The sequence below is a fragment of the Labrys sedimenti genome, assembly GCF_034424805.1.
In the GTDB taxonomy this organism is placed as follows: Bacteria; Pseudomonadota; Alphaproteobacteria; order Rhizobiales; family Labraceae; genus Labrys; species Labrys sedimenti.
In genome coordinates this window covers 257,338-270,874 of the sequence record NZ_JAXOUF010000006.1, presented here as the reverse complement: position 1 = coordinate 270,874, position 13,537 = coordinate 257,338, and the positions used below count along the sequence as shown (strand labels likewise).

General features: G+C 61.9%; 13 protein-coding genes. 9 read left to right on the top strand and 4 right to left on the bottom strand.

Going from position 1 to position 13,537, the window contains the following annotated elements; genetic code table 11:
* Window positions 1-70: 70 nt before the first annotated feature.
* The 5 genes from iolE to U1R88_RS19930 all read left to right on the top strand — a co-directional run bounded on the left by iolE (window position 71) and on the right by U1R88_RS19930 (window position 5,523).
* Window positions 71-961 carry a myo-inosose-2 dehydratase gene (iolE, locus tag U1R88_RS19950; RefSeq protein WP_322432813.1) on the top strand — a complete coding sequence of 297 codons (891 nt, stop codon included), beginning with the start codon at window positions 71-73 and terminating at the stop codon, window positions 959-961.
* Between the two features lie 129 nt (window positions 962-1,090).
* On the top strand, window positions 1,091-1,885 hold the full coding sequence (iolB, locus tag U1R88_RS19945; protein ID WP_322432812.1) for a 5-deoxy-glucuronate isomerase: 795 nt from the start codon (window positions 1,091-1,093) through the stop codon (window positions 1,883-1,885).
* A 436-nt stretch (window positions 1,886-2,321) separates the two neighbouring features.
* Window positions 2,322-3,065: an outer membrane protein gene (locus tag U1R88_RS19940; protein ID WP_322432811.1), complete on the top strand. Its 744-nt coding sequence runs from the start codon at window positions 2,322-2,324 to the stop codon at window positions 3,063-3,065.
* Window positions 3,066-3,391: 326 nt separating this feature from the next.
* Entirely contained in the window at window positions 3,392-4,228 is an 837-nt protein-coding gene (locus tag U1R88_RS19935) for a methyltransferase, TIGR04325 family (RefSeq protein ID WP_322432810.1), read from the top strand.
* Window positions 4,229-4,626: 398 nt separating this feature from the next.
* Window positions 4,627-5,523 (top strand): hypothetical protein, encoded by an 897-nt coding sequence (locus U1R88_RS19930; protein WP_322432809.1) that lies wholly within the window; start codon window positions 4,627-4,629, stop codon window positions 5,521-5,523.
* 27 nt (window positions 5,524-5,550) lie between these two features.
* Here the strand turns inward: U1R88_RS19930 and U1R88_RS19925 are convergent, their stop codons facing one another.
* Complete coding sequence (locus tag U1R88_RS19925) at window positions 5,551-6,561, bottom strand: S1C family serine protease (RefSeq protein ID WP_425545456.1); 1,011 nt, start codon at window positions 6,559-6,561, stop codon at window positions 5,551-5,553.
* Between the two features lie 245 nt (window positions 6,562-6,806).
* Here U1R88_RS19925 and pdxY point away from each other — a divergent pair, with 245 nt between their 5' ends.
* The 3 genes from pdxY to U1R88_RS19910 all read left to right on the top strand — a co-directional run bounded on the left by pdxY (window position 6,807) and on the right by U1R88_RS19910 (window position 9,430).
* Entirely contained in the window at window positions 6,807-7,655 is an 849-nt protein-coding gene (gene pdxY, locus U1R88_RS19920) for a pyridoxal kinase PdxY (RefSeq protein ID WP_068282258.1), read from the top strand.
* Window positions 7,656-7,830: 175 nt separating this feature from the next.
* On the top strand, window positions 7,831-8,733 hold the full coding sequence (locus U1R88_RS19915) for a PhzF family phenazine biosynthesis protein (protein ID WP_322432807.1): 903 nt from the start codon (window positions 7,831-7,833) through the stop codon (window positions 8,731-8,733).
* The gene (locus U1R88_RS19910) at window positions 8,726-9,430 is read left to right on the top strand and encodes an NUDIX hydrolase (RefSeq protein ID WP_322432806.1); all 705 of its coding nucleotides are present in this window, start codon (window positions 8,726-8,728) and stop codon (window positions 9,428-9,430) included. The genes U1R88_RS19915 and U1R88_RS19910 overlap by 8 nt, the downstream gene beginning before the upstream one ends.
* A 9-nt stretch (window positions 9,431-9,439) precedes the next feature.
* On the opposite strand, the gene U1R88_RS19905 is transcribed toward U1R88_RS19910, so the two are convergent.
* Complete coding sequence (locus tag U1R88_RS19905; protein WP_322432805.1) at window positions 9,440-9,697, bottom strand: hypothetical protein; 258 nt, start codon at window positions 9,695-9,697, stop codon at window positions 9,440-9,442.
* A gap of 381 nt (window positions 9,698-10,078) precedes the next feature.
* Between U1R88_RS19905 and leuA the strand changes: the two genes are divergently transcribed.
* Window positions 10,079-11,785: a 2-isopropylmalate synthase gene (gene leuA, locus U1R88_RS19900; RefSeq protein WP_322432804.1), complete on the top strand. Its 1,707-nt coding sequence runs from the start codon at window positions 10,079-10,081 to the stop codon at window positions 11,783-11,785.
* An 81-nt stretch (window positions 11,786-11,866) separates the two neighbouring features.
* Here the strand turns inward: leuA and U1R88_RS19895 are convergent, their stop codons facing one another.
* Both U1R88_RS19895 and U1R88_RS19890 read right to left on the bottom strand, forming a co-directional pair.
* Window positions 11,867-12,085, bottom strand: coding sequence for a putative hemolysin (locus tag U1R88_RS19895; protein WP_322432803.1), 219 nt, complete (start codon window positions 12,083-12,085; stop codon window positions 11,867-11,869).
* 372 nt (window positions 12,086-12,457) lie between these two features.
* Complete coding sequence (locus U1R88_RS19890; protein ID WP_322432802.1) at window positions 12,458-13,501, bottom strand: ABC transporter permease; 1,044 nt, start codon at window positions 13,499-13,501, stop codon at window positions 12,458-12,460.
* Between the last annotated feature and the right edge of the window lie 36 nt (window positions 13,502-13,537).

Sequence of the window (13,537 nt, the reverse complement as noted above, 5' to 3'; positions counted from 1 at the left end):
CCTACTCCCACCTGCAAGAATGCCGGGTCTGAAGACCCGCCCCCGAACCAATATTCTCCGGAGTTCTCTTATGCCTATCCGCATCGGCGCCAATCCCATCGGCTGGTCGAACGACGACATGCCTGAAATCGGTGGCGACACGCCGCTGGAAACCTGCCTGGCCGAGGCCAGGGAAGTCGGCTTCGAAGGCATGGAACTCGGCAACAAGTTCCCGCGGGAGGCAAACGCCCTCAAGGCTGCGCTCGCGCCCTTCGGCCTCGCCTGCGTCGGCGGCTGGCACTCGATCGAATTGCTGACCCGGGACGAACATGCCGAGTTCGCGGCGGCGCGCGCCCATATCGACCTGCTCAAGGCGATGGGCACCAGCGTCTTCATCGTCGCCGAAACCTCAAACGCCATCCACGGCGACAAGGCCAAACCGCTGTCGCAGCGCCCGGTGATGGCATCCGCGGACTGGGCCGAATATGGCCGCCGCATCACCGCCTATGCCGAGATGCTCAAGGCCGAGGGGCTGCAGCTCGATTATCACCATCACATGGGCACCATCGTGCAGTCGCAGGCCGATATCGATGCCTTCATGGCGGCGACCGGCCCTGCCGTGCATCTCCTGCTCGACACCGGCCACGCCACCTGGGGCGGCTCGGATCCTGCCGATCTTGCCCGCCGCTATCGCAACCGCATCAGCCATGTCCATACCAAGGATGTGCGAGCCGAGGTCCAGGCGCGTTCGGATGCGCAGGATTGGAGCTTCCTCGACAGCGTACTGGCCGGGGTCTACACCGTGCCCGGCGACGGCATGATCGACTTTGCCAGCGTATTCCGCGAACTCCCGGGCTATTCCGGCTGGGTCATCGTCGAGGCCGAGCAGGATCCCAAGAAGGCCAATCCGCTGACCTATGCCAAGGCCGGTTACGCGCATCTGCGAAAGGTGCTCGGCGAGACGGGATTGAAGGCAGCCTGACGAGAGCGAGCGCATCTTGGCGAAAGATGCGCTTTAATCCAATTCTTTGGTTCGACGCGTTTCTCCTGACGAAGTATCGATCGCTTTTCCGGGAGACGCTCTGGCAGCAATGAGCCCGGGGAGGCCATCATGTCAAAACTTCTGCTCAAGCCCGGCAAGTCCGGCTCGCCTATCCACCGGGTCACGCCGCAATCGGCAGGCTGGACCTATGTCGGTTTCGAGGTGCATGAGCTTGCGGCCGGCGAAAGCCTGGGCGCCGAGACGGGTGCTACCGAGATCTGCCTGGTATTGGTGGCCGGCAAGGCCTCGATCAAGGCGGGCAGCCAGGATTTTGGCGTGCTAGGCGAGCGCAGCAATCCCTTCGAAGGCGCCCCCTGGTCGGTCTACGTTCCCGCCGGCTCGAGCTACGAGGTCAAGGCTGAAACGCCGGTCGAATTGGCCGTATGCGCGGCACCGGGTACCGGCGCCCTGCCGGCCCGTGTGATCGGTCCCGACCAGGTCGGCCAGGAAACCCGCGGCAAGGGCTCGAACACCCGCCATGTCCGCAATATCCTGCCCGAATGGGAACCGGCCGAGAGCCTGCTGGTGGTGGAGGTGATCACCCCTTCCGGCAATTGGTCGAGCTATCCGCCCCACAAGCACGACCAGGACAATCTGCCCGCCGAGAGCCAGTTGGAAGAAACCTATTATCACCGCTTCAACCCGGCGCAGGGCTACGGTGTCCAGCGCGTCTATACGGACGATCGATCGCTCGACGAAGTGATCGCTTTTTCAGATCGCGACGTCGTGCTCGTACCGAAGGGTTATCACCCCGTCGGCGCCGCCCACGGCTATGACCTCTATTATCTCAACGTCATGGCTGGTCCCAAGCGCATCTGGAAGTTCCACAACGATCCGGACCACGCCTGGCTCGTCCAGGCCTGAGATCCACTCGACCGATACTTCCCAGCCGACGATCCATTCTTCCAAAGCCCGCCAGCCCCAGGCTCGCGGGCCTTTCTGCATTTTACGATGACGATACGTTCGGGCACACACCGACGAAAAGATACTGACATAACACCTTCGAGGTAGAGCCTCTATCCGCTTGGGCTCGCTCTCCCTCCCCCCTCGATAGCAAGGTCTACGTCTCCATAAGTCGTTTGGAACCAATTGAAGGTTAATATTTCTAAATAATGAGCTCTATTTAACCTAAAGCTAGGACATACTCTCCGAATTTTCAATTGCAAGCATCGTAGAATGGAAATTATATACCGCCATCTCCACGGCATCTATAAAAATTAACCCCAGTGTGGCTTTCTTGTTACAGACTCATCGTCCGAGAAACGTCACTATTCGGAAAATGTTGTTAGGACATATAGCCATGAAAATTTCTGCCGCAGCTCTGGCGATCCTGCTTTCCTCGACGGCCGCCTATGCCGCCGATCTCGCTCCGCAACCTGTCGAGCCGATTGCTCCGGTTGCCGCCCCCTATTCCTGGACCGGCTTCTACGGCGGCGTTCAGGCCGGCTATACTTGGGGCAAGTCCGACTATTCGGACTATTGGATCGCCAGCGGCGAGTGGGACTACAAAGGCAAGTTGACCGCCAACGGTTTCACTGCCGGTGTCTACACGGGTTACAATTATCAGTTCCAGAATAATCTGGTGGTCGGCATCGAAGGCGACATCAATTACGATTCCTTGAAGGGAAGTTCGAGAGCCCGAGGCAACCTCAACTTCTCGCACGGTGCACCAGATCCGATCACCACCTACAAGCAGCGGGCAGAGCTCAAATGGGATGGCTCGGTTCGTCTGCGGGTTGGCTACGCCCTTGATCGCTTCCTGCCCTACGTCACGGGCGGTGTCGCGTTTGGGAAATATGATTTCGCACCCATCTGGAATGTCGACGGCCCGCTGCGTTATTCCAGCACCCAGGTTGGCTGGACCGTCGGCGCCGGCCTCGAATACGCGGTCACCGACAATCTGATCGCTCGCGTTGAATATCGTTATGCCGATTACGGCAAGAAGGATTATTTTAATTACTCGAAAACGGCGGCTGGTAATTACAACGACCGGATCAATCTGAAGACCCATACGATCCGCGCGGGTATTTCCTACAAGTTCTGATCGATCTCTACCTTCCCTGCTATCCGTCGATAGCGCGGACCGGGAAGAACTGCTACGCGCCGGCTCATGCCGGCGCGTTTGTCTTTGCGCGTCGACGGTCTGGCCGCACCGCAGCTTCCATGCCTCAACCAGCCTTAGTACGATGACAGCCCCGACATGATGATCGACGTGGATCCACTTTCATTGCGCGCAATTAATCTTCATATCCCGATCGGAATGAAGCAAATCGGGCTCGACTACAGTATGAAGGCAGGGCTTGGTTCGTCGGGACGTCGAAACTCGACACCTGGGATCGCCAGCATGCCCCCCTTACCGCCAGGACTTCCATGAAACAGCTCTTCAAGGCCCTCATGATGCACAGCGCCATCGGCGCCTGGCTGGGGAAACTGCCCTTCCTGAAGGGCCTCTACCTCCGGCATGTCTGGGCGGGGCGGATGGATCTGTTCTACGGGCTCTTCGGCAGCTACGCCGAAGCCGAGCGCTTTTCTGCCAATATCGGTAAGGTCGGCTGGCATGACGACGCGCTCGCCGAACTGCTGGTACGCGACGCGGAGGTCGAGGCCCCTACCCTGTTTCAGACCTCGCAATTCGCCGTCATGCTATGGCTGTCGAAGCTCCTCCAGCCGGGCAGCACGGTGGTCGACTTCGGCGGCGCCGGCGGCATCTTCTATGAATTATGCGCGCGTTATGGCCTCCTGAAGCCGCCTCTGAGCTGGCATGTCGTCGACATGCCCGACATGGTCGAGCGGGGGCGGCAGCGCCATGCGACGCTCGGATCCACCATGATCAGCTTCGGGTCGGAACTGGCAGAGGCGCCAGCCCCCGACATCATGCTTATGCTGGGCATGATCCAATATCTTCCGGATCCCTTTGGCGAGCAGGGCCCCGGCATTCTGGACACGGTGCCAGCCTTGCCCGAGCATATTCTGATCAACAAGATTCCGATCTCAGACGCCCCCGATGCCTGGACGGCCCAGAACCACGTATCCTCCGTCATCCCCTGCCGGCTGTTCAATCGCGCGAAGTTCCTGGCCTATTTCGAGGCGCGTGGCTATCGCCTGGAGGATCGCTGGCTGGTGCCCGAGCTCCAGGCCGAGATCCCGTTCCACCCCGAGCGCACGCTGACCTACTTCGAAGGGTTCTATTTGCGCCGGCAGGCCTGAACGGCATTCGGGCCCCCGCCTGTTCCTCCTAATCGGTGCCATGGCTCGACCGGGAGAAACATGCTCGGCCGAACTGCGAAAATCGCCCCCTTTTTCCCGGGGTGGTCGATCTTGGCACCGATGGCGGCGAAGCTCCGCCTTTGTGAGGTCGTTCCAGTCTCCAATCGCCAAAAAGTAGTAGATGGCACTTCTTCACGCGGGTGTTGCCACCGACCAAATAAGGGCTGTCTTACGTTCGGATAGCCTCCTCCGTGCAATTCGGCGTATCCTCAGTATATACAAACCTATCCACTAAGATCGCTGCACTTCACAATTTTCCCAGCTTGTAACCGCCGATCGCAATAAGCAAGATACTTTCAAAATTAGTGCATGTCTTCTTTTCATGAATGGTCCCGGCCATGAGCCTTTCCGCCGACGAACTCATCACCATCGATGCCGATGGCTATCGCGCTGCCTATGATCGCATGCCCCTTGCCTTCGAGCATGGTCTTCATCACCTGCCGATGTTCCAGCCCGACGCGCTGGCGGCCCTGGCCGAGCGGTATGCCGACAGTCCCCAGGATTATTTCATCGCGGGATCAGCGGCGACACCAGGCACGAAATTCTATGACGTGGAGCAGAACAGGGCCAGACCGCACGAGGTCCTGGCGCAGCTGGGCGATGCACCCGCCCGGGTCCTGCTGAAACGCCTGGAGAATCATGATTCCGGCTTCCGCGACCTGCTGGACACGCTCTTCCGCAAGGTCACTGCACTTCGTGGCGGTCTGGGCGACGAGAGCATCGCCCGACTCGAATCCGCCCTCTTCATTTCCTCGGCCGCATCCACCACGCCCTTCCACTTCGATCCGGAGATCACGCATTTCTTCCAGATCGAGGGGCCGAAGCATTATCACGTCTTCCCGCCCAACGTGGTGGAAGAGAGCGATCTCGAACGCTTCTATGTCAGGGGCACGGTGAATATCGGCCAGCTCGATCTCGAAGGCTGTGATCCCCAGCAGGAGCATGTCTTCGACCTCGAGCCGGGCCGCGGCTTCCATCAGCCCCAGGATGCTCCCCACTGGGTACGAACGGGCGGCGTGCGCAGTATCTCCTACGCCTTCTCTTTCGAGACCGATGCCAGCCGCGGGCGCGGGCGCGTCCGCGCTGCCAATCGCTATCTGCGCGCCATCGGCATGCACCCGCAGCGCCCGGGTCCCAGCCCGAGCGCCGATCGGGCCAAGGCAGCCGTCATGCAGGTGGTCACGCCGACCTTGCGCGGTGTGCGCAAGGTCGTCAGGCAGGTTTCAGGACACTGACGCGGCTCGGCGCAAGCCGCCTGCTCCCTATGAGCCTTGGCGTTCCCGCGGCATCACGTCGAGGGAACGGGGTTTGCCGTTGCGCAGCACGTCGAAACGCGTCGACTTGCCGATGCGGTCCTCGCCGAGCAGCCGGATGAGGTCGTCCACCGCAGCGACGCGCCGTCCATCCAGGGCGACGATGATGTCGCCCATCAGCAGTCCGGCACTGTCCGCCGGGCCACCGGCTTCGGCCGTGGCAATCATCACGCCCACGCCCTGATCGATGCCGGCGGCCATCTGCACGCGGCGGGCGATCACCGCCTGCTGGGCGGCGATGCCGATGGAGGCGCGCCGCACGCGGCCATGCCGGATGAGTTGCCCCATCACGAAGCTGGCCGTGTTCGACGCGACCGCAAAGCAGATCCCCTGCGCGCCCATGATCACGGCCGTGTTGATGCCGATGACCTCACCGAGCGTGGAAACCAGTGGGCCACCTGAATTGCCCGGATTCAGCGCTGCATCGGTCTGGATCACGTCGTCGATCAGCCGTCCGCTCTTGGCGCGCAGCGAGCGGCCGAGGGCGGAGATCACCCCCGTCGTCACCGTCGCCTCGAAGCCGAGAGGGTTGCCGATGGCGATCGCCACCTGCCCGCGCCGCAACAGGCTGGAATTGCCGAGCCGCGCCGACGGCAGACTGACCGGTTGCTCGATGTGAACGAGGGCCAGATCCGTATCGGGATCATCGCCGATCAGGCGCGCATCGAAATGACGGCCATCCTGGGTTTGCACCAAAACGCGGGCGGTCCCCTGCGCAACGTGGCTGTTGGTGAGTACCAGGCCATCCGGTGAAAGGATGACGCCGGAGCCGGACCCCGCCGGCTTGCCGCCCTTGCGGATGTCGAGCTTCACAACGGCGGGGCCCACACGTTCAGCAACGTCAATGACGGTGTTCGAATAGGCGTCAAGCAACAGCCCGTCTTCGGGTGTGGAAAGGGATGATGTCTGTTGAGGATGTGTATCCTCGTCCAAAATCACGGAGGGTGTATCGTCAAGCAACATGGTATCGACCCAAGACAAAGAAATTGAATACAGAGCACCGATATGGGAATGCCGCCGCCTCGTCGGAAGTCCCCTTCCCCCCGCCCCCGGCATGGCGGGAAAGCGGGTTCCCTTGGCTTTGCATAGCTATGCTTGATCGAAACGATCAAAAATGATCATGACCGGTGGCATCGACGAACCGTTGCGCTCGGCTCGAATTTCGTCTGTTGTGCTGGTCCCTCAGTGTGCTTGTCCGAGTCACCATGAACATCCTGTCCATTCAGTCCTGGGTCACCTATGGCCATGTCGGCAATGCCTCGGCGGTTTTCCCGATGCAGCGCCTGGGCTGCGAGGTCTGGGCCATCCATACCGTGCAATTTTCCAATCACACCGGCTACGGTGCCTGGAAGGGCCGGGTCTATGACGGCACCATGGTGGACGAACTGGTCGAAGGCCTGGCCGAGCGCGGTGTCCTGCCCCTCTGCGATGGCGTGATCTCCGGCTATATGGGCTCCTCCGACATCGGCAACGCCATTCTTGCCGCCGTCGACAAGGTGCGCAGCGCCAATCCGGCGGCGACCTATTGCTGCGATCCGGTCATCGGCGACATCGGCCGTGGTGTCTTCGTAAGGCCGGGCATTCCCGAATTCATGCGCGACCAGGCCGTTCCGGCCGCTGATGTCATCACACCCAACCGGTTCGAGCTCGAATACCTGGCCGGCCGGGAGGTACGCAGGCTTGCCGATGCCAAGGCCGCGGTGACGGCCCTGCATGCCGTCGGCCCCAAGGTGGTGCTGGTGACTTCCCTCGACACCGACGACACGCCGGACGATGCCATCGACCTGCTGGCCTCGGACGGCAACGGCTTCTACCGGGTCCGCACGCCCCGCCTGGGGCTCGACATCAATGGAGCGGGCGACGCGATCGCGGCTCTCTTCAACCTGCACTGGAAACGCTCGGGCTCCGCAGCCGAAGCGCTGGACCTCGCCAGCGCCTCGATTTACGGCCTGCTCAAGCGCACCGCCGAGGCCGGCTCGCGGGAAATCCTCACCGTGGCGGCCCAGGATGAATTCGTGGCGCCGAGTCGCCGCTTCGAAGTCGTCGCGGTATAGGGAAAAATGCGATTTCTCGCACTTTGCTCTAACTCTCTGTTTTGACGCGTTTTCTCAATCGAAAAGTCTATCGATTTTTCTGGAAGACGCTTTCGTTTCCGCCGGATCGCCTGCTCGCAGAGCCCTGCCCTGCTGCCACGGTCCTTTGTCCCTTTGCCTTGCGAGGAGCCTTCTGATGCCCCGTCGTTTCTATACGCTCGACGTCTTCGCCGACCGTGCTTTGGCCGGCAACCCTCTGGCGGTAGTGCTCGATAGCGAAGGGCTCGATGCCCCCGCGATGCAGCAGATCGCACGCGAATTCAACCTCTCGGAGACCGTCTTCGTCCTGCCGCCGGACGACAGCCGCCATCGGGCCCGCATCCGCATCTTCACGCCGGGCCTCGAAATGCCCTTCGCCGGCCACCCGACCGTCGGAACGGCCGTGCTTCTGGCACTGCTCGACCATGACCGCAAGCCGGGTGACTATCTGTTCGGGCTGGAGGAGCAGATCGGCATCGTGCCCTGCGCGGTCTCTCTCAAGGACGGCAGCGCCTATGCCCGGTTCGACATACCGGCCCTGCCAACCGAGCGTGGCGCGCCGGCGGCCACAAACCTGATCGCCGAAGCCCTCGGCCTGAGCGAACATCAGATCGGCTTCGAGAACCACCACCCCACCGTGTTCGGCACGGGCTTCCCCTATACGTTCGTGCCTGTCCGGTCGCTGGAAGCGATGGGCCACATCCGCATCAATACCAGCCTGTGGACGGAGGCTTTCGGCCAGGAAGGCCTTGGCGCGGCCTATGCCTATACGCGCCAGACCGCCCAGGCCGGATCGAGCTTCCACGCCCGCATGTTCTCGCCCGGCGATGGCATCCCCGAGGACCCCGCTACCGGCTCGGCCGTGGCCGGGCTCACCGGCGTGATTGCCCGTTTCGACGATCTCGCCGACGGCACGCGGCATTTCCGCATCGAGCAGGGCTTCGAAATGGGTCGCCCCTCCCTGATCGACCTCACCATGACCATCCAGGGCACGCGTCTGGCCGGAGCCTCGATCGGCGGCGCAGCCGTGATCGTGAGTGAAGGAAGCCTGCATGTCTGAGCCGGAGATCGTCGAACTCGATGCCATCGACTGCCGCCTGGAGCAACGGCACTGGCGGTTCGCCGAGGACAATGCCGAAGCGATAAGAGCGCATTGGCAAAAGGTGATCGAGGCGAAGCCGGCGAGCTTCAACGGCAAGATCTTGCTGCTGCATCGCTGGCAGATCGCGGGACGCCGGTTCAGCGGCGCCTATCTGATGACCGATTATGCCAGCTTCCTGGCCTGGCGGGACTTCGGCATGCCGGGCGAGGCCCGGTGGAACTGCTTCGCCATGGCCGCGCTCGAGGCCGCCGACGGCGCCTTCCTGCTCGGCGAGATGGCCGAGCACACCTCCAATGCCGGCGCGATCTATTTCGCGGCCGGCACGCCGGATCCCTCCGACCTCGATGGCGATATCGTCAATCTCGCCGGCAGCGTGACCCGCGAACTGGAGGAAGAGACCGGCGTCAAGACGGCCGACGTCGAAATCGCTTCCGGCTGGACCGCTGTTTTCCACGGCCCGCGCATCGCCCTGATGAAATCGGTGCGATCGCCCCTGTCTTCGGCCGAGCTCAAGGACGGAATCGAGCGCTTCCTGGCCGAAGACGAGAGGCCGGAACTCGAACGCATGCATGTCGTCGCGTCACCGGCCGACATCCGCGCCGATCGCATGCCGGCCTTCCAATGCGCCTATCTCGCGCACCGGCTCGATAGCTGAAGCCGGGCCTCAGCGAACGGGATAGCCGTGGCGGCGCTGCGTCGAGGAGACCAGCGCCTGGGCCTTGGCGTCGTCGCCGGTCCGGCAGGCCTGGCCCGCTTCGGCCAGATCCCTGCTCATCGCATCATGCACCTTCTTGTCGGCAAAACCGGTCTTCACATCGCCGTCGATGACGCGCTGCACGAAGGCAATGCGCTCGGAGCAGGAAGCCGCCAAGGCTGGTGAAGACGAAGCCGCCAGCAGGGCGAGACAGATCAGGAAGCGCATCGGATAAGTCCGTTGGTTGATGTCCTGTGATCGCAGGCAAGTGCGTCGCTCTCAAGTCCTTGCCTCCATCTCTCCACCGCAAAGGCGTTTTGGCGTCGTGTCCGTCTCGGCATTTCCCCTTGCCCCCTCCATCACAGCACTGTACAAGCCCTTGCACCTGATGGCTCAGGGCCATCATCGGAAAAGGATCGAGCCGTGGCGACATCGCCCGCCAAATTCGAGACGCTTGCGCATCCGGCGCCGGCGCTCGTGCTCGCCCTCCTTTCCGGCCTCCTCCTTAGCCGCCCCTGAGGGCCGGCCGGGCTTCAGCCTGGGCGCTCAGGGGACATGATCGCGGTCGACTAGCCTCGCCGCCCCTTTTTTTGGCTAAGAGTTTTCAACATGACATATGCAGGCAAGGTTTCTCAGTTTTCCGCTCCCAAGGTTGACGTCGCCGCCAAATACAAGCCCTGGCCGCCAATCGACCTGCCGGATCGCCAATGGCCCTCCCGCACCATCACGCAGGCGCCGACTTGGTGCGCCGTCGATCTGCGCGACGGCAACCAGGCCCTGATCGAGCCGATGGGCCACGAGCGCAAATTGCGCATGTGGGACACGCTCGTCGGCATGGGCTTCAAGGAGATCGAGGTCGGCTTTCCCTCCGCCTCCCAGACCGATTTCGATTTCGTTCGCTTCCTGATCGAGACCGGCCGCATTCCCGATGGCGTCGCGATCCAGGTGCTGACCCAGGCCCGCGAGGAATTGATCCGGCGCACCTTCGAGAGCTTGAAGGGCGTCAAATCAGCCATCGTGCATCTCTACAACTCGACCTCCGAGCTGCAGCGCCGCATCGTCTTCCGGCAGGACCGGGCCGGTATCCGCGACATCGCCGTCAACGGTGCCAAGCTGATCATGCAACTCACCAAGGAGCTGGGCATGGAGGCGAATATCCGCCACCAATATTCGCCCGAGAGCTTCATGGGCACCGAACTCGATTTCTCCAAGGAGATCTGCGAGGCGGTGATGGATGTCTACCAGCCCACTCCCGACAACAAGCTGATCCTGAATCTGCCGCTCACGGTCGAAATGTCGACGCCCAACGTCTATGCCGACCAGATCGAATGGATGTCGCGCAACATCAAGAATCGCGACAGCGTCATCATCTCGCTGCACCCGCATAACGACCGCGGCACTGGTGTCGCGGCGACCGAACTCGGCCTGATGGCGGGGGCGGACCGTGTCGAGGGCACGCTGTTCGGCAATGGCGAGCGCACCGGCAATGTCGACCTCGTCATCCTGGCGGGCAATCTGATGATGTCGGGCGTCGACCCCCAGGTCGACATTTCCGACGTCAATGCCCTGGTGCGCGTGGCCGAGCATTGCAACCAGCTGCCGATCCACCCGCGCCACCCCTATGCGGGCGAACTGGTGTTCACCGCCTTCTCCGGCTCGCATCAGGATGCGATCAACAAGGGCTTCAAGGCAATCGAGACGGCGACCTCGCCGGTGTGGGAAGTGCCTTACCTGCCGATCGACCCGAAGGATCTCGGCCGTTCCTATGAAGCGGTGATCCGCATCAATTCGCAATCCGGCAAGGGCGGCATCGCCTATATCCTGGAAAAGGAACACGGCATCGAATTGCCGCGCCTCTTGCAGGTCGAGTTCTCCAAGGTGGTGCAAGGCATCGCCGACGGCGAAGGCGTCGAGCTCGGTGCCGACCGGCTGTGGGATGCCTTCACCCGCGAATATATCGACAATGGGCGCTACGCTTTCCTCTCCCACCAGATCGTCGGTGACACGGAGGGTGAGGAGCGGACCATCACCGCGCGCATTCGCGACGAGGGTGTCGAAAAGACCATCACCGGCGTCGGCAATGGCCCGATCGACGCCTTCGTAGCCGCGATGCGAGCCGAGAGCGGTCTCGACTTCGATGTCGCCAATTATCGCGAGCACGCCATGGGCTCGGGTGCCAATGCGGCGGCCGTGTCCTATGTCGAATTGCGCATTGCCGATGGTTCTACCTTGTTCGGCGTCGGTATCGACAAGGACACCACCAAATCGGCCCTCAAGGCCGTGACTTCCGGTGTGAACCGCATCCTCAAGCGCTGATCGGCAACTCGTTTGCCTCAAAAAGGAAGCCGGCCCTGATGAGGCCGGCTTCTTTCTTGCTGAAGTCAGGAAAGACCGCCCCTACTGAGGCAGCGTCGCCTGCGACTGCCGGTTGGCGCTGCGATAGAGCTTCCATTCGTCCACGCGCCGGCCGTCCGGCAGCTGGCAATCGGCGCGCTGGCCTCTCGCCGACCGCACGGGGATGGACCTGCCGCCCTGCTGCGCACAATAGGTCGAGGCCGGATTCGCCATGCCGGGCGCCTGCGGCGTCGCCATGCCGGGCGTTGGCGGCGCTGTCATGCCAGTCGCCTGCGGATCCGCCATCGGATCTTGTTGATTAGAGATACACCCCGTCACGATGAGGCAGGCGAATACCAGCGGATAGAACATCTTCTGCATGGTACCTCCAGTGCTTTTTCGATGGATGGATTGAGGAGCGTATCCGTGCCGCATGAGGAGCAGCGCACGATGCGAACAGCGTCCGCATCATCCTGGGACGCTCCGGTCAGGGGACAGTCTCTGAAGCGTCCCCTCGCTACCTATATCCTATTTCTCTCGATCTTGAACCCCGAATATCCGCATTGCCCACAGATCTACCCTAGAGACAATATAATAGGATATGGCCCGCGCAGGGCGGGCCATCATAGAATTACTGTTCTATTCGGAGATCCTCTATCCTGCCGTGTCGCTCTCATCGCGCAGGCGTTGTGCGTACACATTGATGATCAGTGCGATCAACAGAATGACACCGCGGATCAGGATCTTGAGGAAGCTGTCGATCTCGACATGATCGAGGCCGTTATTGAGCACGCCGAGCACGCACAGGCCGACGATGGTGTTGCCGATACCGCCGCGCCCGCCGAACAGGCTGGTGCCGCCGACCACGACGGCCGCAATGGCGTCGAGCAGATAGCCGGTGAACTCGTTCTGCTGCGCGCTGCCGAAATGGGCGACGCCCACCATGCCTGCCACGCCCGAGCATAGAGCCGCGATCACCATCACGCTGGCCAGGATCATCTTGACGTTGATGCCCGAGAATTCCGCCGCCTCGCGGTTGCCGCCCACCATGTAGATGTAGCGGCCAAAACGCGTATAGGTCAGCACGACATGGCCGACGCCGAGGAAGACCGCCAGCACGATCACGATCCAGGGCATGCCACCGATGTTGCCAGAACCCAAGGTCGACACCAGGTCCGGCACCGCATAGGCGATCTGGCCGCGCAGCAGCAGCGCACAGATGCCGTCGGCGATCTGCATCATCGCCAGCGTCATGATGAAGGAGGGAATGCCGATCCGCGTCAGGCCGAAGGCGTTGACCAGTCCGAGCGCCGCACACGCCACCAAGGCCAAGACGATCGCCACGCCGCCGGGCATGATGAAATTGGCATTGGCGATGTTCACATAGGATTCCTGCGCCGTGAAGAACGCCACCGCCACGCCGGTAACGTTGGCGACCGATGCGACCGACAGATCGATTTCCCCGCACAGGATCACGAAAGTCAGCCCGACGGCGATGATGCCCGTTACCGAGATCTGCACCAGGATATTGGCGAGGTTGTCGAGCGACAAGAAGGATGGGCTCGCCACAGCAAAGAAGATCACCAGCGCCAGCAAGGTGGCGAAGGGCGCGATGTTGCGCATCTGGTTGCGCAAGATCGCGCCCAGGCCTTGGCGTGCGAACTGCGCCTGGCTGCCATCCTGAACCGGTGTGCTCATTCCTCAAAACTCCCAGGCTGAAGACAGGCGGATTTG